The sequence below is a fragment of the Pseudoalteromonas sp. 5Ae-yellow genome (genome assembly GCF_014077565.1).
Lineage (GTDB): Bacteria > Pseudomonadota > Gammaproteobacteria > Enterobacterales > Alteromonadaceae > Pseudoalteromonas.
In genome coordinates, this window is record NZ_JACGWD010000023.1 from 29,248 (window position 1) to 51,701 (window position 22,454).

Below are 22,454 nucleotides of genomic sequence, written 5' to 3' on the forward strand. Positions count from 1 at the left end.
AAACAACTCAAACTCGTTCTTTATGGAAGTAAATCCACCGAACTTGAGCTGCCTTTCACACTGACAACATCTTCACACACAATATAAAGATTCTTTTAAGCGAGGCTAACTTATGCCTCAAGCTTATGACGAGAGCCTTGCTCTTTGTCTATGGTTAAACTTTAGAGTGTTAGCTCCAATTTGACAAACGAGAAAAATAAACCTAATAGGTGAAAAAAACTAAACTATATACCTTTGTCTAATACATTTAGATTGGATTGCTTTGGAAGCTATGATGCGAAGGCGTTTTACAGGCACAAAAAAAGCGCTATAAAGCGCTTTTTAATATTTAAGACAGGCTTAAATAATTTGGTTTTCTTTCCAGGCTTGCTCTTTTGCTAAACGGTTTTTGCGTTTATCACATGGATCATCGCAATCACAGGCTTTATCAATACCAACCGAACCTAAACCACCACAGCTGCTTGCCATAGATTTTTTTTGCACGATCATACCAACGGCCATAGCCGAAACTATCAAAATTAGTAAGCCAAAAGTAAGAAGAAAAAGTGACATTGCTTAGCCCCTATTGATCAGCAATAAATTAAACTCAAATATTTTTGAGCGACTGCTATTATATACCCAAATAACACGGAAATAAACAAGTCAGCACCATACTATAAATAAGACTTAAATGCTGGGCTTGAGTAGGTAATTAAACCCTCTTTTGATTTACCTATTAAATAAACCGGTAAATCATGTTGCTCAGCATAAGCTTGCGCTTTTTGCATCCCCATTACAGTAAGTGCCGTCGCTAAACCATCTGCTGTCATAGCGCTTGGATGAAGCACAGTTACCGACACTAAGTCGTGCTTAATAGGCATACCTGTTGCTGGATCAATTAAGTGGGTATAGATCTCGCCATCCATTTTATAAAAAATACGGTAATCACCCGATGTCGCTATACCACTTGTACCTGGCGATAAAACACGGTGTACCTTACGCTCTCCAGGTTGCGCATCTGGTTGCTCAATCGCGATTTTCCAATCCTGATTATTTGGCTTTTCACCTGCTATACGCAGCTCACCACCAATCTCAACCATGTAATTAGTAATGTCGTGGCTTTCTAATAACTGGGCAACTTTATCAATACCATAGCCCTTAGCTGTTGCCGAAAAAGAAAGCTCCAGTCCATTAACTGTTTTAGCCAGTCCTTGCTCATTTAAGATAAGTTTATCAATGCCTATTTTTTCAACCATACTTGCAAGCTCTTCATCACTTGGGCGATTAGTTGGTTTTTTATCAGGCCCAAAGCCCCATAAATCAATTAAAGGCCCCATTGTTACGTCGAGTGTTTTAGTTGATTCACCCAAGCGAATAGACTCGCTTATAACAGCCCTAAAATCTTCGCTAATTGGCATGACTTGATTTGCAGGTAATCTGTTAAATGTATTTATTTCAGAGTCTTCTATGTAAGTAGACATAGATTGGTTCACATCTTTTAAAACAGCGTCTATTTGCAGCTGTAGTTGTGAAGCCGATAGCTGGGCTTGCTCATCATAATATTTAATATGATAAGTGGTACCCATAGTCTTACCTTCTAAAAAGGTTTCTTTTAACTCTGGCTTTTCACCACACCCAGACAATAATAAAGTCAGTGTAATTAGTAAAAAGGCCATTATGCCCTGTGAAGTACTTACTCGATTCATAACAGCTCTACTTAATAGATTGATAAAATTAAAGAATAAAAAAAGCCTCGTAACACAAGTGCTACGAGGCTGGTATTTTAACCAAAACTAAACTGTTTTGGTATTAGTGTTAGCCACCGAAGTCATCTAGTAAGATATTTTCGTCTTCAACACCTAAATCTTTAAGCATAGTAATAACTGCCGCATTCATCATTGGAGGACCACACATGTAGTACTCACAATCTTCAGGCGCTTCGTGATCTTTAAGATAGTTCTCAAATAACACGTTATGGATAAAGCCAGTATAGCCTTCCCAGTTATCTTCAGGCTGTGGATCTGAAAGTGCTGTATGCCATACGAAGTTAGGATTTTCAGCGGCTAGGCCGTCAAAATCTTCTACGTAGAACATTTCACGCTCAGAACGTGCACCATACCAAAAGCTCATCTTACGTTTAGAGTTCAAACGTTTAAGTTGGTCAAAGATATGAGAACGCATTGGCGCCATACCAGCACCACCACCAACAAATACCATTTCTGCGTCAGTGTCTTTAGCAAAGAACTCACCAAATGGACCCGAAATAGTTACCTTGTCGCCTTCTTTAAGTGACCAAATGTACGAAGACATTTTACCACACGGCAAGCTAAGGTTTCTTGGAGGTGGAGCAGCAATACGCACGTTAAGCATAATGATGCCTTCTTCTTCTGGGTAGTTAGCCATTGAGTAAGCACGAATTGTTTCTTCGTCTACTTTTGACTCCAGATCGAAGAAACCAAAATGGTTCCAGTCGCCACGATACTCTTCAGGAACATCGAAATCTGCATATTTAACATGGTGAGGTGGAGCTTCGATTTGGATGTAACCACCCGCACGAAACGGCACTGACTCGCCATCTGGAATTTGCAGCTTAAGTTCTTTGATGAACGTTGCTTTGTTATCATTAGAGATAACTTCACAATCCCACTTCTTAACACCGAAAATTGACTCTTCAAGCTCAATTTCCATGTCATTTTTAACATTTACCTGACACGCTAAACGACAGCCTTCACGGGCTTCACCTTTAGATATGTGATCAAGCTCAGTTGGCAGAATATCACCACCACCTTCTTTAATGTGTACACGACACTGACCACAAGAGCCACCGCCACCACATGCAGATGATACGAAAATACCTGACTCAGATAGTGCGCCTAAAAGCTTACTACCTGCTGATGTTTTAATGGCTTTATCTGGGTCGCCATTAATGCCGATGATAATATCGCCACTTGCAACTAACTGAGATTTAGCACCAATGATGACTAAAACCAGTAGTACAACGATAGCGATAAAAACACCAACGCCTAAGAAAATCTGATAATCCATGATTTATCCTCGCTACCTTTACAGTGAAATACCAGAGAATGACATAAAGCCAAGTCCCATTAAACCAACAGTGATGAAGGTAATACCTAAACCACGTAAGCCGTCAGGTACGTCTGAGTATTTCAGTTTCTCACGGATACCTGCAAGTAATGTAATTGCAAGTGCCCAACCAACACCAGCGCCAATACCATAAACAACAGACTCGCCGAAGTTATAGTTACGCTCAACCATGAATGATACCGCACCAAATATTGCACAGTTAACTGTGATAAGTGGTAAGAAGATACCTAACGCGTTGTATAGTGCAGGGAAAAACTTGTCTAATGCCATTTCAAGAATTTGCACAAGTGCTGCAATAACACCAATGAAAGTTAAGAAACGTAAAAAGCTAAGATCCGCATCTGGGTAACCTAACCAAGTAAGTGAACCTGGTGCAAGTACCGCATGATAAACCAAGTTGTTAACAGGTACCGAAATACCCAATACAACTATAACCGCTATACCTAGGCCAATTGATGTAGTTACTTTTTTAGATACTGCTAAAAAAGTACACATGCCTAAGAAGAATGACAACGCTAAGTTCTCAATAAAAACGGCTTTTACAAATAAACTAATATAATGTTCCACTATTTGCCCCTTACGCTTTAGCTTCTACTTGGTCTTTCTTATAAGTACGAAGTACCCATATGAATAAACCAATGATGAAGAATGCACTCGGTGGTAAGATCAATAGACCCATTGGCTGATACCAACCGCCATCTTGTACTAATGGGATAATATCAACACCGAATAGTGAACCCTTACCAAATAGCTCACGAATGAAACCAACAGTAAGTAGTACTACAGAGTAACCTAAGCCGTTACCAATACCGTCAAGGAATGACATAAGTGGTGGCGACTTCATCGCGTATGCTTCAGCACGACCCATTACGATACAGTTAGTAATGATTAGACCAACGAATACAGAAAGCTCTTTTGCAGTAGCATAAGAAAATGCCTGTAATACTTGGTCAACAACGATTACCAATGATGCGATAATTGTCATTTGTACGATGATACGTACAGATGATGGGATCTGGTTACGAATAAGCGAGATAAAGAAGCTCGAAAACGCAGTTACAAGTGTCAATGCGATTGACATAATTAACGCATTTTTTAAGCTAGACGTTACCGCTAGCGCAGAACAAATACCAAGTACTTGTAGTGCGATTGGGTTGTTAGCTAAAACCGGGCCAAATAGGACCGCCTTCATTTCTTTAGTATCAGCCATTATTTCAATGCTCCTTTACGTACTTTCGCAAGGAAAGGGCCAAAGCCATTTTCGCCAGTCCAAAAGTCAACTGCATGATCAACACCGTTAGACGTTAATGTAGCACCTGAAAGACCATCGATCTTATGCTCATCATTGCCCGCAGTACCTTTAACAATTTGAATTGGAAGTTCTTTACCTTCCCATGTAGCAGTCCACTGTGGATTTTGGATTTCGCCACCAAGACCTGGGGTTTCATTATGCTTGTAAAAGATAATGCCCTTAACTGTTTCACCATCGCTTTCAAGCGAGATAAAACCGTACATTAAGCCCCATAAGCCGTAGCCTTGGATAGGAAGAATGATTGCATCAACTGAGCCATCTTCTTTTTTAGAGATATACACCGGTGACTCTTTAGTCACACGTTGAATACCAGCAATATCTTTAACGCCTTTCTCTTGAAGAGAAACACTTAGCGCTGCATCATATTTGCTTTTTTCAAAGTCAAAGATTGTTGGGTCTGTATCTACAAACTCACCTGTAGTCATGTTTACAACGCGCGCTTCGATTTTTGCATCAAATGTTTCAAGAACATTTTCAACTTTGTCGATGCCCGCAGCAGCTAAGATATTGCTTTGAATATCTTTATTTTTATTAGCTTGCTGTAAAGGACGAAGCTGTACAGAAGCAAACGATACAATGATTGCACACACTAAACATAGTGCTACAACAACTGATAACGTTTTGCCGATTGATTCGTTATTACTAGACATTACGTGCCAACCTCCGCTTAATATTAGCCTGCACTACAAAGTGATCGAACAGTGGAGCGAACAAGTTAGCAAATAAGATTGCTAGCATCATGCCTTCTGGGAAAGCAGGATTCACAACACGTATCATAACCACCATAAAGCCAATTAATAGACCATATGCTAATTTACCTTTGTCAGTAAATGCAGCTGATACAGGGTCAGTAGCCATAAAGAACATACCAAACGCAAAGCCACCAAGTACAAAATGCCAATACCAAGGCATTGCAAATACAGGGTTAGTTTCTGAGCCAACAGCATTTAATAAAAATGCAGTTGCTACCATACCTAGGAATACACCTAGTACGATGCGCCAAGAAGCGATACGAACGTAAATTAAGAACAAACCACCTACTAATAATGCAAGTGTAGATGTTTCACCTACAGAACCTTGAATGAAACCATAAAACGCATTCCACCATAATTCCATGTTTGCAAAGTCAAGTGTGCCAGCAAATGCTTGGCCTAGCATAGTTGCACCAGAGAAAGAATCTACTGCTGTCCATACTGTGTCACCTGAGATTTGAGCTGGGTATGCAAAGAATAAAAATGCACGACCGGCTAAAGCAGGGTTTAAGAAGTTACGGCCAGTACCACCAAAGATTTCTTTAGCGATTACTACACCAAACGTAATACCTAACGCAACTTGCCATAAAGGAATAGTTGCTGGCAAAATAAGTGCAAATAATACAGAAGTAACGAAGAAACCTTCGTTAATTTCATGCTTACGCACTGAAGCAAATATAACTTCCCAGAAACCACCTACTGCAAATGTTACAGCGTAGATAGGTAAGAAGAAACATGCTCCATAGAACATCTTAGCGCCCCAGCCTGCATCAGCGGTTAACTCACCACCGAATAACTGGAACAAACCAACTTGCCACGTGTTTGCTAGTTCAAAACCTTGTGCTAAAGCACCAGCGGCCTGATGACCAATATTGAACATACCAAAAAACATAGCTGGGAACGTCGCCATCCACACTAAAATCATCATACGTTTTAGGTCGATGTTATCGCGTACGTGTGTCGCGCCTTTATTTACGTAGCCTGGTGTATAAAAAATAGTTGCAGCTGCTTCATACAGAGCATAAAACTTTTCATATTTACCACCGGCTTCAAAATTCGGCTCGATATCTTCTAGATATTTTTTTAAACCCATCTCTCTAGCCTTCCTTCTCGATCGTAGTTAAGCAATCGCGTAGGATAGAACCATACTCGTATTTGCCTGGACAAACGAAGGTACATAACGCTAAATCTTCTTCATCAAGTTCAAGCGCGCCCAATGAAATTGCACTGTCTAAATCACGTGCAATTAAGTCACGTAATAATAGAGTAGGCAAAATATCTAACGGCATTACGCGCTCGTAGCTACCAATTGGTACCATGGCACGTTTTGAACCACCTGTTGACGTTGTCATTTTAAATAAACGACTTGGTGCAAGGTGAGAAAGGAACGTACGCGTTACAGAGAATTTATCACTACCTGGTGCAATCCAGCCAAACAATTCTTTTTCGCGACCTTCAAGTAAAACAGATACTTGAACGTGGTAACGACCTAAGAATGCATGAACACCGTTTGAAATAGAACCCGATAGAACAGAACCAGAAATAACGCGGTTATCTCCGTCTTCTAACTCACCAGCCACTAAATCATCCAATGAAGCACCTAATTGTGTTTTCACTAAACGTGGGTTTTTAACGCGAGGACCTGCAAGCGAAATAACACGATTTGTGTAAATTTCACCAGTAAGGAATAAGTGACCATACGCAATAACGTCTTGGTAACCAATATGCCAAACTTGTTTGCTAACAGAAACTGCATCAAGATGGTGGATATGAGTGCCAACGAGGCCAGCCGGATGCACACCACCAAACTCATGTACTTCTACTTGAGCTATAGATGAGCTAGGAACTTGGCTGCCTGCTTTTTTACACACAAATACTTTGCCATCGGTCAAACGCGAAACAACTGCAAGACCCGCTTCAAATGCTTGCGCATTTTCTGCAATAATTACTGCAGGATCTGCAGCTAATGGGTTTGTGTCGATTGCGGTCACAAAAATAGAACTAGGATTTGCATCCACAGCCGCTACTTTGCTGAATGGGCGAACACGAAGTGCTGTCCATTGACCAGACTGGATAAGTACTTCTTTGGCTTTTTCGCGCTCTAAGCTCGGAAGCTCGTCTGCTTTGAAAGAGTCAAAGGTGATTTGCTCACTGCCTGCTACTTCAATAACAACAGATTGCAGCACACGTTTAGCACCACGATTTATTTCTTTTACTGTACCAGAAGCTGGAGCAGTAAATAGGACGCCTGGGTTCTTTTTATCTTCAAAAAGTACCTGGCCTTTTTTGACTTGGTCATCCACACGAACATGCATGGTTGGACGCATACCGATAAACTCTTCGCCAAGCACAGCTACACGTTTGACAGCAGAACCGTCATGTATAACTTGCTGTGGCGCGCCCTCTAAGGGTAAATCCAGACCTTTTTTTATATTGATCATACGCACTTGCATTACATTAAAGGAAAGAAACTGAAAAATCGTATCAACCACGTCGCCATTTGAGTTATTCCAAGTTATATCAAGGTACAAAAGAGCAGCTTACTAGAAATATCAAACAAGCAACGTAGTAAAACTCATCACATATTGTCGAGATTTTAACATCATTTTAGATGACTATGCGAGTGTATTTATGAAAATTATACGACAGAAACACTTATTTAGTTTTGTTAAGTGATTTAAATAAAAATCAAGGTAGACCAAAGTGGTAGCCTAAGCAATTATCGTTCCTGATTTCATCGCAAATTAAACAAATCGCATAATACAAAAAAAGCCGCTATTGCGGCTTTTATATCTAAATTCTGTTAGTCAATCATATTAGCAATTGGCTTAACTGAATCTATGTCTTGATCGTAGTCAACACCGTCTATACCAAAACCAAATAAGCGTAAAAACTCATTATGGTAACCAACATAGTCTGTTAGCTCATCAATGCTGCTTGTATCAACACTATCCCATACAGCTTGAACGCGTGCTTGCACATCGTCTTCTAGCTCTTTATAGTTTTGGAATAAATGCCCACCGTCATCAAAGCGAGGCGATTCACCATATAGGTTTTCACTAAATAATGCGTGAATTTGCTCAATGGTGCCTTCATATGTGCCATCTGCTTTCATAACTTTAAATAAAGCAGAAATATATAACGGCATTATAGGAATAGCAGAACTTGCTTGTGTCACTACTGCATTAAGTGATGAAACATACGCCTCACCATTTAAATCTTTTGTTGATTCTTTAATAGCAGCCGTTGCACGGTCTAAATCTTCTTTAGCTTTACCAATAGTAGCGTGTCCGTATATTGGCCATGTTAGCTCTTTACCAATATAAGTATACGCTGTAGTTTTAAAGTTATCGGCAAGTACACCGGCTTCTTTTAATGCATCAATCCACATTTCCCAATCTTCACCACCCATTACTTTAATAGTGTTGTCGATATCGTCTTGATTTGCAGCTTCAACCGTAATTTCATCAATTTCACGCTTTGATGTATTTAAGTTTTTAGTGGTTACTGCATTACCTATTGGCTTAAGTGTAGATGAGAACACTTCACCTGTATTTGGATCAGTACGACGAGGAGACGCTAGGCTGTAAATAATACAATCTACTTTACCCAAATCTGCTTTAATAGTGTCGATTGCTTTTTGCTTGATTTCGTTAGAAAACGCATCGCCATTAATATTTTTAGACCAAAGACCCGCTTCGTCTGCAGCTTCTTGAAAAGCAGCGGTATTGTACCAACCAGCAGAGCCTGTTTTACGATCTGTACCTTCTTTTTCAAAGAAAATACCTAATGTTTTAGCACCACCACCAAACGCAGCAGTAATGCGCGATGCCAAGCCGTAGCCTGTTGATGCGCCAATAACTAATACATTTTTTGGTGCACTTTTTAATGCGCCTTGTTGTTTTACATAGTTAATTTGTTCTTGAACATGCTCTGCACAACCAGCTGGGTGTGCGTTTGTGCAGATAAATCCACGAATTTTAGGCTTAATGACCATTGATCATCCTATATCTTTTACAATAAAAATTAGCGCTAGTTTAAAGGCTAATACTAAAAACACTGATCTGATCAGTTAAACACTCATCAAATACTCTAAAACATTACTTAGCTAACTTTAGAGCCACCCATACAATTGGGTGAATCAGGCGCTTCGCCACCCTGCTCTGCATACTCATCGGGTGTATATGTATGAATAGCGAGTGCATGAATATGATTTGCTAACTCATCTTTCAAAATTTCATTAATTTCGCGATGACGTTGTAATAAACGCTTACCCGCAAAATCTTCGCTAACCACTACTACTTTAAAGTGTGATTCAGTGCCAGCACTGTGCATATGGCTTTCGTTAATCACGTTTAAATGTTTACACGCAATGGCGTTGCTTATTTTTTCTTGGATCTGTTGCTGCATTGACATAAAAAGACCGTTTTAATTAGCTAATTTATACACTTACTATAACAATTTAAAGCAGCGATTGGCTAACTAAATTACTTTGCTTAATGTGCTTTATAAATCGGTAAGTTAAACTTATTCGCGGATGCCCAAGCGTGGTTTGCTTAGGTATTGCATGTTGATAATCTCGTTGGCTGTGATCGTTCATAATCAAACAACTACCGCTTTGTAACTTTAAGTCGGTTACTTTATTGCTCGCCTTGTGCTTTAACTTTAAAACCCGATCAGCTCCTAAAGAGATACATACAATTGTTGGTTTATCACCAAGCTCTATTTCATCATCACTGTGCCATCCCATCGTATCATTACCATCTCGGTAATAATTAACGAGCAATGAGTTTAGAGGCTGGTTTAAATGTGCTTCTAAACGCTTTCGCATATTGAGTAACAATTCATCCCATGGTTCTACTATTTGCTTACTACTTGAATAGCCGTATTCAATATTTAGATCACTCATGAAACATTGCAGTCGTGGAATAGGCCCCGTTTTGCCATAAACGGTTACATCGGGTTGCTGCCAACGTAGGTTTTTTTGCAAATAATAAAATAGATCGAGGCTTTTTTGTGCACTAAGTGCCCTACTTTGATAAGAAAAGCCATTTGGTAACTGTTGGGGGTTGGCGTTTTGCCGTTGCATGTTAGAATTTACCTACATTAGATTACTGATCAACGAACCATTATGACGACGCAAGCCCAGCTAGGCGATAAAACCTTTACTCTTGAACGCTTTCCATTGGATCAAAAAAACCGCAGCTTACAAGCGTGGGATTCGGCAGATGAGTACCTTATCAATTATGTTAACGAACATCACCCAGATTGTCGCTCATTGCTTATTTTAAACGATAGCTTTGGTGCACTTGCTTGTTATTTTAATAAGTTAACGGTTTGTTCAGTTAATGATTCTTATATTAGCCACCAAGCTGCGGCTTATAACTTACAAGAAAACAAGCTGCCTACAGCAGAGTTTACGCAAGTAGATAGTTTGTCGGCATTACCAGAGGATGTTGATTTAGTACTTATTAAAATCCCTCGTAATGTGGGTTTTTTACAGTTCCAATTAAGTGAACTTAGTGAAGTACTTGCACCTGGTACGCCAGTAATTGCCGCAGGTAAAACAAAAGAAATTCATAATTCAACAATAAAATCATTTGAGCAATTTATTGGTGAAACAACAACAAGCCTAGCAGTTAAAAAATCACGTCTAATATTAAGCAATGCTAAAGGCGGATATAAAGCAGCAGACTTCCCTACAACATGGGAACTTGAAGGTACTGAGTTTAATATAACAAATCATGCAAATGTGTTTTCGCGTGATTCGTTGGATATTGGTGCGCGCTTCTTTTTTAACTACTTACCAGAAACACCAAAAGCTAAAAGCATTATTGATTTAGGCTGTGGTAACGGAGTTGTTGGATTAATGACGCTTGCTCGTTGCCCTAATGCATCAGTTACCTTTGTTGATGAGTCTTACATGGCAGTAGAGTCAGCCCGGTTAAATGTAGAAATTAACCTAGGCGATAAGTTTGATAACTGTGAGTTCATCGAAAACGATTGTTTAACAGGCTTTGAAAGAGACAGTGTGGATATGGTGCTTTGTAATCCTCCATTTCACCAAGCTCAAGCTGTTACCGATCACATTGCTTGGCAAATGTTTAAACAAGCAAAAGATACTTTAAAAGAAGGCGGCGAGCTGCGTATTATTGGTAATCGTCATTTAGATTATCACGATAAATTAAACCGTATGTTCGGAAACTGTAAGTTGTTAGGTTCAAACAAAAAGTTTGTCGTTCTAAGTGCAACTAAAAATAGTGGAATGCTATAAATGAAATTAACAAACATTATAATTGGGTGTTGTGTATTACTAATACTTGGTGGCTGTGCGAATCAGCCTAGCCAAGTAATACTCAATCCTGTTTATAAAAGTGGTCAAATAAGCACTATAAATAGTAGCTTAAGCACCAGTGTAATTGATTTACGTGGCGATTCGTCAACACTTAAACTTATTGAATCAGACAAAACTAAAACCTTTGCAAGCCAAGGCATTACCAGCTCTATTAAAAGTGTGTTAGACAGCGCCCTTAGCCGCAATGGAGCCAGTATTTCTAACTTAGCAACTGTTCGCTTTGAAGTAGATATTCATGCATTGCAAGCGGTGGTAACCGAAAAACTAGTGAGCCATACCAGTGAAGCGCATATAGAGCTTGGTGTAAGAGTTATTCGCGCCTCAAGCAATTTTAGTAAAGTGTATAGAGGCAGTGCGAATTTAGAAGGCCCGTTTAGTCATGAGCAAGCAAAAATAGAAGGTCAGCTCAATAAGTTGACTGAGCAAGTTATTACCCGCATTGTATCTGACCCTGAATTAATAGAATTTTTAGAAGGTTAACTATGAAACGACTTTTTTTAATCTGCTTAGGCCTATTTTTTAGTGTAAGTAGCTTGGCAGCCCAAGAAGGCCGCTTTGTGCAAAAAGACAATATTTTTCCACGCGTCGAAATCGTAACAACGATGGGCAGTATTGTTGTTGAACTGGACCGTTCAAAAGCACCCATTACGGTCAATAACTTTTTAACTTACGTGTCAGATAAGAGCTATCAAGGCAGTGTTTTTCATCGTATTGAGCGCGATGTAGAAAATGATCGCGACTTTGTTATTCAAGGTGGTGGTTACGATAAAGATTACGACGGCTTACACGAAAACGATCCTATTTTTAATGAAAGCGGTAACGGTTTAAAAAACGATATGTATAGCATTGCTATGGCGTATCAGGACCGTGAACCGCACTCGGGAACACGCCAATTCTTTTTTAACATGGATAATAATGATCACTTAAATCCAGGGAAAGATTGGGGTTTTGCAGTATTTGGTAATGTAATGGATGGCTACGATACCCTTGATAAGATCATGGCTGTAGAAACGGGCTTTAATGAAAAGATTGGTTACGATTTTGTTCCTAAAAAACCGGTGATCATCTTAAATATTAAAATGCTTGAACAAGTTCCACTGTAATTTATTTAAGAGCAGCTTAGCTGCTCTGCATCAAAGCCAATGAAGGCCCTATGAGCAAATCTCTCTCTATTAGCGAATATTTTTCTTACTTTAAAGACAAACGCTTAATCCATATTTTTATATTTGGTATGAGTAGCGGTTTTCCGTGGGTATTAATTGGCTCTGTTATGTCGGCTTGGCTAAAGGATGAAGGGCTAAGCCGCAGTATGATTGGCCTATTCGGCATTGTATTTGGCGCTTACAGTATAAATTTTTTATGGTCGCCCTTAATCGATCGTACAAAACTCCCTATTTTATATAAATGGCTAGGCCAACGTCGTAGTTGGATACTATTTTGCCAGAGCTTTATTTTTATTGGCACCTTATTATTAGCAGGGCTTAATTTAAAAGCTAATTTAGCAATTGTTGCTGCAATTTGTTTGTTAATTGCCATTGCTTCTGCTACGCAAGACATTGCTATTGATGCATTCAGAATAGACACACTTAAAGCAAACGAATCTCACAAAGCAACAGCGGCAGCCGCTATGGCAACGTCTGGTTGGTGGACAGGTTATGCGCTTTTAGGTGCAATTCCATTTTATATGGCTGATATCCCCTCGCTCGACTGGCCACAAATTTATTACTTTTTAGCTGCTGTAATGCTGCTGCTAATGAGTGGATCATTGTTTGCAAAAGAACCTGAATCAAATAGAGAAGCGGTACATGCCGAGCTTGAACGTGTGTACCTTGAAAAACTGTCCTCTACAAAACAAACCCCTCTTACAAAAACTGTTGCGTGGCTCGCGGTAACCGTTATTGATCCCTTTAGAGCTTTTTTTACTAAAAATGGCGTTAAAACGGCACTAGCATTACTTGCGTTTATTTTCTTATTTAAAATAGGCGAAGCGTTTTTAGGGCGAATGTCGATTGTTTTTTATAAAGAAATTGGTTTTAGCAATAGCGATATAGCTACATTTTCAAAGGTAGGTACTGCCGTACTTACAATCATATTCACCTTTGTTGGCAGTTTATTTAATCAAAAATATGGCATTGTTAAGGGTTTATTTGTTAGTGGCATTGCGATGGCGGCCTCAAACTTAGCCTTTTCGTGGATTGCTTTAGTTGGCCCTGATTTAAGACTGTATGCCTTTGCTATTGTTATTGATGGGTTTACGCAAGCATGGTCGCTGGTCGCTATGGTGGCCTTTATATCGATGTTATGCGATAGAGCATTTAGTGCAACACACTATGCATTACTGGCGTCATTAGGGAATTTAGGACGAACGTTACTTTCGAGCTACAGTGGTGTAGTAATTGATGATTGGTTAATGGGAAATTGGTCGCTGTTCTTTGTTTTAACAGCCTTGATGGTTATACCTTCGCTGATATTTTTATACCTGATTAGGCATAAATTATATGAGCTTGAGAAAAATTATCATAAAAATATTTAATGCATCCCTGCATTAACATATTGCTTAGCACTATCAAGTGCCCCTTAAAGTGTACTAAGCAATGTTTGAGTTAATCTACTTTTAGCAAACTAAGTGCTTCATGTGGATCAACTTCTAGAGCTGTACAATAACGAACAAACTCAATCACATCTAAACGGCGTTCTTGGTTTTCAATCTTGCCGATAAACGAATGAGGCGTTCCCAGCACTTGTGCTAGGCTTCGCATTGTATGACCCTTTTCGTGGCGCTTACTTTTAAGCCACTTTGTTAGCTTTGCATTTTCTTCAGAAGAAACTGTTTTGCCCATCATTTTACATCTCCTACTAGATGATTTGACGTACCTATTAAAGCAGTAGTCTCTATCAATAGCTGTAGGCAAGTAAGCAGTCATACCATATTTTCAATAGCAAGCTATTGCTTAACAAAGCATGTGTTGCTACTCACTCCACCAATATAGCTAAAAAACTACGCTAATAATGTGGTAAAGATTTGTTTTTATTGAGAATGAAATTTTGCCCGTCTCATTCTTGGATACATTATATACTATTAACACTTTGGTTAAATAACTAATTACATACTCGGTACAAATATGAACACGAGTGAATATTTATAAACGCTGAATATTGACCTAAGTACTCAAAAAGTATTAATAAATTAATTTCTAGTTATAAAATATTTAAATGAATTTTTATAACAATTTTGTTCCAATTTATCGTCACATGTTTATGATTAAGCAATAATTAGCACCAAAAAGGCCGAATAATGTTCAGACTTCTTTTTTTATTACCGATTGTGTTGTGCTTGGGTTGGTACTTTTTTTTGCGCCACAACGGCGTACCAATTAAGCAAGGCAAAAAAGGCTTCATATACATTTTAGCGTTTTCTGCTTTTGTACTTGGCTTTTTTGTATTGATAATGCAAATAACCGAATACGCCCCAACCGATTTGTAGGCATTAAAAAAGCCGCAAAAGCGGCTTCATTCTATCTAGCGTTTGGCTGTTAAACGCTAAAGCTTGCACCACAACCACAGGTTGTTGTTGCATTAGGATTAGATACAAAAAAGCGTGCGCCTTCTAATCCTTCAGTGTAATCAACTTCACCGTCAACCAAATATTGAATGCTCATTGGATCAATAACGAGTGTTACACCATTTTTTACAATTTCTAAATCGCCAGGATTCGCTTTTTCATCAAAAGTAAAACCATATTGAAAACCCGAACAACCACCACCTGTTACATAAACACGCAGTTTTAAATCTGGATTTTCTTCTTCGTCGATTAACTGTTTAACGCGAACAGCAGCTGCATCGCTGAACTTAATTGGTAATTCTTCAGACATTTTAAAACCCTCAATATCGCAATGGCGTGATTATCTAATACCCGAGTGTTTTAATCAAGTATAGTAAAACAACTCTTTACTCTAAGTTATACCTATAAATTAGTAAAAAAGTGGCTAAACATTAGCTCACTAAAATAATACTTAAGCAAACTAAAAGCGACCCTTGTAAACTATAAATTCATTAAAAATTTTAGTTATAAAAAATAGGTCTTAATCTTTACTGCAAATTGTTAATATAAGTTACGAAAAATTCAAAATCACAAGGACTTAACTAAACTCTTTTGCTAAAATGCTGCTGAAAAATGCGGCGAGGAAATAATGCATGTGGCTTGAGCAACTCAGGCGTCGACTGGCAAAACCTAAAACATCTGTACAATTATGCTTATTAGGCGTAGTTGCCGGATTAATTGCTGCATTTTTTATTATTTTATTTCGCTTAACTATTTTGTTTTTTCAAAGCTTATTTTTGGAAACACCTGACGACTTTACTACCCTACCCACTCTTGAACGCGTTTTAATGCCATTAATAGCCGCATTTTTAATTGCGTGCTTTGCTGCATTTACTGGCTTTAAACATTACCGTTTAGGCATTCCTTTTGTTATTCATCGTATTAAGCGCCATTACGGGCAAATGCCTTTATACAATACGGTTAATCAATTTGTTGGTGGAGCACTTGCACTCATTAGCGGTTTTTCGGTTGGCCGAGAAGGGCCTTCCGTACATATGGGCGCAACAGGTGCGAGTATTTTAGCGGATAAACTACATTTACCGCATAACGCCATGCGTACTTTAAGTGGTTGCGGCGTTGCGGCAGGTATAGCCGCTTCGTTTAATACCCCACTTGCAGCCGTTATTTTTGTAATGGAAGTGGTACTTCGAGAATATAAAGTACACATATTTGTGCCAATCATGCTTGCTGCTGTTACTGGTGCACTCGCTACGCAGTTTGTTTTTGGTGAAGGCTCTGAACTTGCACTCATTACAATAGCGCCATTAAGTGGTTGGCATTACCCTTATTTAATATTATGCGGTATGGCGCTGGGCGCTATAGCATTTAGCTTTAATCAAAACTTAATGCTAATTATTAAAACATTTAAACCTTTAAGTATGTTTCCTCGTTTACTAATCGCAGGCTGTATTGCCAGCTTGATAGCTTACGCGGTGCCTCATGCTATGGGTTCTGGTATGAGTGCGATTACTATCGCGGTTGAATCGCCTGATAACGTAAAGCTGCTTACTACCATTTTAATAGCTAAACTACTTGCCACATTGTTTGCTATTGGTTTGGGTATTCCTGGTGGTTTAATTGGTCCGGTAATTGGGCTTGGTGTATTAATTGGGACATTAATGGCCTTTTTTGCTCAATATATTAGCCCGGGTACTGATATTGCGGGCACGTATGGGGTTTTAGGTATGGCTGGATTATTAGCGGCTACACTGCATGCACCACTTGCTGCATTAACAACAGTAATGGAGCTTACATCATCACCTGAAATAATCGTTCCTGCGATGATAGTTATAACCACTGCATATGTAACTGCATTACAATTTTTTGGAAATCGCTCCATATTTTTGCAGCAATTAGATTTTCAGGGATTGCCGTACCATGTATCTCCCGCTACCGAAGCATTACAAAAAGTGGGAATAATGGATGATATGGATGAAGACTTTAAATTGCTTTACTCAGACGATAAAGAGCAAATAAAAAATACGCTTGATGCCATGGATAGCCAAACACCCTTGATTGTTTTTGACGAAGAAAATGGCTATCGCCTCGCTGAATACGATTTAACGCTAATGTCTGATGAAGCAATAAATATAAATTACATTAGCTTGCAGGGCATCAGCAGCCAAGCCACCCTAGCCGATGCATTCGATATACTAAAAGATAAAAGAAGTGGCGCGCTTTACGTTTATAACCTTTTAGATAATCAACAAATTATGGGGCTATTACGCTGGGATCAAATTCATCATATTTTAACCATTCGTAACAGCTTACTTTAAGCAATAAGGACTATTATGAGCGCATTATTGATTTATAAAACACTCCACATATTTTTTATGATTGCGTGGTTTGCTGGTATTTTTTACTTGCCTCGATTATTTGTATATCACGCAATGAGCGAAGAAAGATCATGTAACTCTATGCTTAAAGTTATGGAGCGCAGGCTACTTTATTTCGTAACCCCATTTGCTGTTTTAACGGCTGTATTTGGTGTATTAACCATTGTTGAATATGGTCGTGATTGGTTTAAATACAGTATGTGGCTACATTACAAACTTGTACTGGTAATTATTTTATACCTATACCACGGCTACTGTTTTAAGTTATTGAGTGACTTTAAACATGACCGAAACACTAAAACAGACCGCTTTTACCGTATTTTTAATGAGCTCCCTGTTATTGCGCTGCTCATCATAGTGGCACTTGCGGTAATAAAACCTAATTTATAAGCGTTTCGGTGCATGTTAAACTGCGCTGCAATTTACAATACTTGCTATAACACGCGCGATTGCGTGCTCCATTTATGGATTATCGCGCCCATTTGATTGATTAGGAATTACCCCATGTTAAGTTTCCAAGGCGAACATATACTGTCTGTAAATCAGCTAGACAGAGACTGTATTGAACGTATTTTTGCAGTAGCTAAAAAAATGGAGCCTTATGCTAAAAAACAAAAGCAAACAACAGTGCTTAAAGGCGCTATTTTAGCTAATTTGTTTTTTGAACCAAGCACTCGTACTCGAGTTAGCTTTGGTACAGCCTTTAACTTACTAGGCGGTGGTGTACGTGAAACTACAGGTATGCAAAGCTCAGCGCTTGCAAAAGGTGAATCACTTTACGATACCGCGCGCGTTATTTCAGCTTACGCCGATGCTGTTGCTATGCGTCACCCTGACGCAGGCTCAGTAAGTGAATTTGCTGATGGCTGTACTGTGCCAGTTATTAATGGCGGCGACGGTCCAAATGAGCACCCGACTCAAGCATTACTTGATTTATTAACCATTGAGCGTGAATTACACCGTTTTGATCAAAATATTGATGGCATGCATATAGCGCTTGTGGGTGATTTAAAATATGGTCGCACAGTGCATTCTCTATCAAAGCTATTGTGCCATTATAAAAACGTAAAATTTTCGATGGTCGCACCTGATGGCCTACAAATGCCAACGAGCATTTTAGATGCCGTAGAAAATGCGGGACACAAAATTGAGCTAGTAAACAAAATGGAAGGTAATTTAGCAGCCGATATTGTTTACCAAACACGTATTCAAGAAGAGCGTTTTCCTTCGCAAGAAGAAGCAAATAAATACCGTGGCGGTTTTAGAATTAGCCAATCTATTTACAGCGCTCATTGCAAACCTAACTCTGTATTAATGCATCCGTTACCACGTGATAGCCGCTTAGAAGCCAACGAGCTTGATAACGACTTAAACAGTAACGACAATTTAGCAATATTCCGCCAAGTACAAAATGGCGTATTAATTCGTATGGCACTGTTTGCTTTAACACTCGGCGTAGAAAATAAAGTCGATAAGTATGAAGTGGACGTACCTTGGTTTAGCCGCAAACGCGACAGCTAAACCCTCTTTAAGTGACAATTTATAGGATTTTTCATGACAATTAGCCAAGACTTATTTGAACGCGCTCAAGCCTCTATTCCAGGTGGCGTAAACTCGCCAGTTCGTGCTTTTAATGGTGTAGGCGGTACACCGCTATTTATTACAAAAGCAGAAGGCGCGTTTACATTTGATGCCGACGGTAATCGTTACATTGATTATGTTGGCTCTTGGGGGCCTATGATCATGGGCCATAACCACCCTGCAATTAAACAAGCCGTGCACGAAGCCGTAGAAAATGGCCTTAGCTATGGTGCGCCAACTGAAGCCGAAATATTAATGGCTGAAAAAGTAAAAGAGCTGGTTCCATCAATCGAAAAAGTACGCATGGTTAGCTCAGGCACTGAAGCAACGATGAGTGCAATTCGTTTAGCACGTGGCTTTACCGGCCGCGATAAAATATTAAAATTTGAAGGTTGTTACCACGGCCATGCTGACTCGTTATTAGTTAAGGCAGGCTCTGGTGCACTAACAATGGGCGTACCTAATTCTCCTGGTATTCCTGAGGACTTTGCTAAGCATACACTTACTGTGTCGTTTAATAACCTAGATGAAGTAAAAGCTATTTTTGCAAAATACGCTGACGAAATTGCCTGTATTATTGTAGAGCCAGTAGCCGGTAACATGAACTGCATTCCACCAGTACCTGGCTTTTTAGAAGGTTTGCGTGATGTGTGTGACGAATATAAATCAGTACTTATTTTTGATGAAGTAATGACGGGTTTTCGTGTTGCACTTGGCGGCGCTCAAGCTTATTACAACATTAAACCAGACCTTACGTGTTTAGGTAAAGTCATTGGCGGCGGCATGCCCGTTGGCGCGTTTGGTGGTAAAACCGAAATAATGGATTACATTGCGCCTGTGGGCCCTGTTTACCAAGCGGGTACTCTTTCTGGTAACCCTATTGCGATGGCTGCAGGTTTAAAATCACTTGAGCTATTATGTGAGCCAGGTCTACACGATAAGTTAGAAGCAACGTCTAAAGCAATTTGTGAAGGCTTTGAAGCTGGCGCTAAAAAAGCAGGCATTGCATTAACAACTAATTATGCTGGCGGCATGTATGGATTCTTTTTTACTGATGCTGAAAAAGTAACGACATACAAACAAGCGACTGAATGCGACCTAGAGCGCTTCAAACGTTTTTTCCACCTTATGCTTGAAGAAGGCGTGTACCTTGCTCCATCAGCATTTGAGGCTGGTTTTGTATGTGCTGCGCATACTGAACAAGAAGTAAAAGACACAATAGCTGCAGCGGAACGCTCGTTTGCTAAACTTTAAGTTAAAATTACTTTTATATTTTATAAACGCTTGTTTTTACAGTATGTAATTAAGACTAAAGATTGAAAAAAGCCCGAAAGGGCTTTTTTTATTTGTAAAGTACTATAAATGAATGATAATTAAGCATAACAAGGTCTATTCACCTTTACCCTAATTACAAAAATACAAGAGAGCCTTATGTCAGGATTACGCCAATTTTCTTTTCCCGCTATCCAGCTAATGGCAAATTTAAAATACAAAACTAAAATCAGCTTAATGTTTGGAATTTTACTCGTTCCTCTTGCACTTAGTTTGTTTTTTTAGTCTCATTATTAAGTGAAAGTATCGCTGTTTCAAAAATGCAGCAACAAGGCTTAAAAGGCTACAGGTCAATACTCTCAAATCAAATGCAGGGGGAAGCAAATCAAAATATAAAAATAGCTCGCTCACTCGGTTTTGATATAAAAGACGATCAAGAAAATGAAGTACTCGAACTTGTTTCTATTCAGTCAAACCTTGCCTTAGATAGTCAATTAGCAAGTGCTTATGTAAACCGCTCTTTAGTCACGCCGATTCCTGCACTTATAATGCAAATAAACTCGACAGCGCAAAGCGCAAACACTGTTTTGGCAAGTAATCGTTTTACGCCCGATACCTTTATAGCGCTTTCAAATTTTAGTAAATCACTTCCTTTGTACGAAAAACAACTCGATAAAATACTTAATGTCACCACCAATGCAGATAAATCAGTAAATAAGGCGCTCATGCCTTCGTTAACTAATTTACACAGTGCTGTTGGTGCATTCAAAAAAGCAATAGATGAAAAACTACTTGAGCCTGACGATATTTTATTAACTCAAGCAGAATTTAATAAGCTAACAAACAATGTTCACAGCAGTATTAATCAACTTGTTAGTAAGAGCATTCCAACGCTTGAGAGCCTTATTGAAGCAAAACTGCAAACTCAACAGTGGACTCGAAATCTTGTTTTAGCCGCTTCATTGATTAGTTTGTTATTTGCATTTTATTTAATGATTGGTTTTTATTTTGCGGTTGTTGATACCATTAATCGCTTTGCTGATGCGGCAAATAGAGCCGCGAATGGCGACTTAAATGCAACGATTGATTCAAGCACCAATGATGAAATGGGTATTATTGCATCGCGCTACAACGCATTACTTAATGCATTTTCACACTTATTATTTGACGTTAAAGCAAGTACAGAAGAGCTATGCGGCGCAACTAAATCGCTATCGCATGCGAGTAGCCAAACAAGCAATGATGTTTCAAAACAGCAAACTCGAGTAAATGCCATTTATAATGCACTAAGCGAAATGGCTCAAAACGCACTTGCAGTTGAAGAGTCAGCCCATCAAGCAACGCTTACCGCGCAAGATGCTGCTGCCCATGTAAAACAAGGTTCAGACAATACAATGGAGCTTGCTAAATATATGCAAGATCTACAAATTGAATTTGCAGAGAGCCAACAAGCACTCGATAAGCTAGCGCAAGATAGCCAAGAAATTAGCAAAGTTAGTAAAGGCATTAGTGAAATAGCCGATCAAACAAACTTGCTTGCACTCAATGCCGCTATTGAAGCTGCACGAGCTGGCGAGCATGGCCGAGGCTTTGCCGTTGTAGCTGATGAAGTAAGAACTCTTGCTCAGCGTACACAAACACAAACACAAGAAATTCACCAAATTATTAGCTCCTTACAACAAGCATCTGACGACACTCAGCAAAAAATGCGTTCAAGTGTTGAAAAAATGGAGCAATCGGTAAAAGCAGCCAATCAAACCAATGAAGTATTGCAAAGTGCAGAGCAAAGTATGGGCGACATTAAACATCAAGGTGAAGTTATTGCAGAGCGTGTTAAACAGCAGTCAAATGCGACAACACAAGCATTGAATGATTCGCAAGAGGTGAGTAATTTAGCAGATCAAACGCTAACATCAGCTCAATCAACGCTGCAAGATGCACAGCAGCTAAGTCGCTTATCTAATGATTTAACCAAATCAATGCAGTTTTTTAAATCTTAAGCGTTAACTACAACTCACAACAAAGCCGCTAAATAAGCTGTCTCTTATACACAAATCCCTGCTAAGAAATTAGCGGGGATTTTTTTGAACTAAATCTCAATGTCATGATCAGATCTTCAAATCTTGTTTGAGGGCACATTATGATTAACGAACATACTCAT

Annotated in this window: 22 protein-coding genes and 1 pseudogene; 10 read left to right on the top strand and 13 right to left on the bottom strand. The window is 39.1% G+C overall.

Annotated elements, in window-relative coordinates; all coding sequences use genetic code 11:
• Positions 1-339: 339 nt before the first annotated feature.
• The 11 genes from nqrM to H4J63_RS08425 all read right to left on the bottom strand — a co-directional run bounded on the left by nqrM (position 340) and on the right by H4J63_RS08425 (position 10,237).
• A complete protein-coding gene (gene nqrM, locus H4J63_RS08375; RefSeq protein WP_007376137.1) occupies positions 340-552 on the bottom strand; it encodes a (Na+)-NQR maturation NqrM in 213 nt (70 codons plus the stop codon).
• Between the two features lie 101 nt (positions 553-653).
• The gene (locus H4J63_RS08380) at positions 654-1,685 is read right to left on the bottom strand and encodes an FAD:protein FMN transferase (protein ID WP_024604966.1); all 1,032 of its coding nucleotides are present in this window, start codon (positions 1,683-1,685) and stop codon (positions 654-656) included.
• Between the two features lie 109 nt (positions 1,686-1,794).
• The gene (gene nqrF / locus H4J63_RS08385; protein WP_002958895.1) at positions 1,795-3,024 is read right to left on the bottom strand and encodes an NADH:ubiquinone reductase (Na(+)-transporting) subunit F; all 1,230 of its coding nucleotides are present in this window, start codon (positions 3,022-3,024) and stop codon (positions 1,795-1,797) included.
• A gap of 18 nt (positions 3,025-3,042) precedes the next feature.
• The gene (gene nqrE / locus H4J63_RS08390) at positions 3,043-3,651 is read right to left on the bottom strand and encodes an NADH:ubiquinone reductase (Na(+)-transporting) subunit E (protein ID WP_002958896.1); all 609 of its coding nucleotides are present in this window, start codon (positions 3,649-3,651) and stop codon (positions 3,043-3,045) included.
• Between the two features lie 10 nt (positions 3,652-3,661).
• The gene (locus tag H4J63_RS08395; protein ID WP_002958897.1) at positions 3,662-4,294 is read right to left on the bottom strand and encodes an NADH:ubiquinone reductase (Na(+)-transporting) subunit D; all 633 of its coding nucleotides are present in this window, start codon (positions 4,292-4,294) and stop codon (positions 3,662-3,664) included.
• The gene (locus H4J63_RS08400; protein ID WP_002958898.1) at positions 4,294-5,046 is read right to left on the bottom strand and encodes a Na(+)-translocating NADH-quinone reductase subunit C; all 753 of its coding nucleotides are present in this window, start codon (positions 5,044-5,046) and stop codon (positions 4,294-4,296) included. Before H4J63_RS08400 ends, H4J63_RS08395 begins: the two co-directional genes overlap by 1 nt.
• Complete coding sequence (locus H4J63_RS08405) at positions 5,039-6,241, bottom strand: NADH:ubiquinone reductase (Na(+)-transporting) subunit B (protein WP_002958899.1); 1,203 nt, start codon at positions 6,239-6,241, stop codon at positions 5,039-5,041. Before H4J63_RS08405 ends, H4J63_RS08400 begins: the two co-directional genes overlap by 8 nt.
• A 4-nt stretch (positions 6,242-6,245) precedes the next feature.
• Entirely contained in the window at positions 6,246-7,589 is a 1,344-nt protein-coding gene (locus H4J63_RS08410) for a Na(+)-translocating NADH-quinone reductase subunit A (RefSeq protein ID WP_024596562.1), read from the bottom strand.
• A 362-nt stretch (positions 7,590-7,951) separates the two neighbouring features.
• Complete coding sequence (gene fabV / locus H4J63_RS08415; protein WP_007584887.1) at positions 7,952-9,145, bottom strand: enoyl-ACP reductase FabV; 1,194 nt, start codon at positions 9,143-9,145, stop codon at positions 7,952-7,954.
• A gap of 107 nt (positions 9,146-9,252) precedes the next feature.
• The gene (locus H4J63_RS08420) at positions 9,253-9,564 is read right to left on the bottom strand and encodes a BolA family transcriptional regulator (RefSeq protein ID WP_165721276.1); all 312 of its coding nucleotides are present in this window, start codon (positions 9,562-9,564) and stop codon (positions 9,253-9,255) included.
• Between the two features lie 46 nt (positions 9,565-9,610).
• Positions 9,611-10,237 carry an alpha-ketoglutarate-dependent dioxygenase AlkB gene (locus H4J63_RS08425; protein ID WP_182195957.1) on the bottom strand — a complete coding sequence of 209 codons (627 nt, stop codon included), beginning with the start codon at positions 10,235-10,237 and terminating at the stop codon, positions 9,611-9,613.
• A gap of 42 nt (positions 10,238-10,279) precedes the next feature.
• On the opposite strand from H4J63_RS08425, the gene H4J63_RS08430 reads away from it, so the two are divergent.
• The 4 genes from H4J63_RS08430 to H4J63_RS08445 are packed head-to-tail and all read left to right on the top strand — an operon-like array spanning position 10,280 to position 14,036.
• Positions 10,280-11,422 carry a methyltransferase gene (locus tag H4J63_RS08430; RefSeq protein WP_024598287.1) on the top strand — a complete coding sequence of 381 codons (1,143 nt, stop codon included), beginning with the start codon at positions 10,280-10,282 and terminating at the stop codon, positions 11,420-11,422.
• Positions 11,423-11,983 carry a YajG family lipoprotein gene (locus H4J63_RS08435; RefSeq protein ID WP_182195959.1) on the top strand — a complete coding sequence of 187 codons (561 nt, stop codon included), beginning with the start codon at positions 11,423-11,425 and terminating at the stop codon, positions 11,981-11,983. It abuts the gene before it with no gap.
• Between the two features lie 2 nt (positions 11,984-11,985).
• On the top strand, positions 11,986-12,606 hold the full coding sequence (locus tag H4J63_RS08440) for a peptidylprolyl isomerase (RefSeq protein WP_010555196.1): 621 nt from the start codon (positions 11,986-11,988) through the stop codon (positions 12,604-12,606).
• Between the two features lie 50 nt (positions 12,607-12,656).
• Positions 12,657-14,036: an AmpG family muropeptide MFS transporter gene (locus H4J63_RS08445; RefSeq protein ID WP_182195960.1), complete on the top strand. Its 1,380-nt coding sequence runs from the start codon at positions 12,657-12,659 to the stop codon at positions 14,034-14,036.
• Positions 14,037-14,106: 70 nt separating this feature from the next.
• Here the strand turns inward: H4J63_RS08445 and H4J63_RS08450 are convergent, their stop codons facing one another.
• On the bottom strand, positions 14,107-14,346 hold the full coding sequence (locus tag H4J63_RS08450; RefSeq protein WP_007584874.1) for a helix-turn-helix domain-containing protein: 240 nt from the start codon (positions 14,344-14,346) through the stop codon (positions 14,107-14,109).
• Positions 14,347-14,798: 452 nt separating this feature from the next.
• Between H4J63_RS08450 and H4J63_RS08455 the strand changes: the two genes are divergently transcribed.
• The gene (locus H4J63_RS08455; protein WP_010555198.1) at positions 14,799-14,987 is read left to right on the top strand and encodes a hypothetical protein; all 189 of its coding nucleotides are present in this window, start codon (positions 14,799-14,801) and stop codon (positions 14,985-14,987) included.
• A gap of 49 nt (positions 14,988-15,036) precedes the next feature.
• On the opposite strand, the gene erpA is transcribed toward H4J63_RS08455, so the two are convergent.
• The gene (gene erpA / locus H4J63_RS08460) at positions 15,037-15,375 is read right to left on the bottom strand and encodes an iron-sulfur cluster insertion protein ErpA (protein WP_002958911.1); all 339 of its coding nucleotides are present in this window, start codon (positions 15,373-15,375) and stop codon (positions 15,037-15,039) included.
• Between the two features lie 322 nt (positions 15,376-15,697).
• Here erpA and H4J63_RS08465 point away from each other — a divergent pair, with 322 nt between their 5' ends.
• The 5 genes and pseudogenes from H4J63_RS08465 to H4J63_RS08485 all read left to right on the top strand — a co-directional run bounded on the left by H4J63_RS08465 (position 15,698) and on the right by H4J63_RS08485 (position 22,293).
• On the top strand, positions 15,698-17,380 hold the full coding sequence (locus H4J63_RS08465; RefSeq protein ID WP_007584866.1) for a chloride channel protein: 1,683 nt from the start codon (positions 15,698-15,700) through the stop codon (positions 17,378-17,380).
• A 15-nt stretch (positions 17,381-17,395) separates the two neighbouring features.
• Positions 17,396-17,830, top strand: coding sequence for a CopD family protein (locus H4J63_RS08470; RefSeq protein WP_007584864.1), 435 nt, complete (start codon positions 17,396-17,398; stop codon positions 17,828-17,830).
• Between the two features lie 114 nt (positions 17,831-17,944).
• Positions 17,945-18,961, top strand: a complete 1,017-nt coding sequence (locus H4J63_RS08475) for an aspartate carbamoyltransferase (protein ID WP_007584862.1) — start codon at positions 17,945-17,947, stop codon at positions 18,959-18,961.
• Between the two features lie 33 nt (positions 18,962-18,994).
• Positions 18,995-20,275, top strand: a complete 1,281-nt coding sequence (hemL, locus tag H4J63_RS08480; protein ID WP_165744316.1) for a glutamate-1-semialdehyde 2,1-aminomutase — start codon at positions 18,995-18,997, stop codon at positions 20,273-20,275.
• A 177-nt stretch (positions 20,276-20,452) separates the two neighbouring features.
• Positions 20,453-22,293 (top strand): annotated as a pseudogene (locus tag H4J63_RS08485) (methyl-accepting chemotaxis protein).
• Positions 22,294-22,454 lie beyond the last annotated feature (161 nt).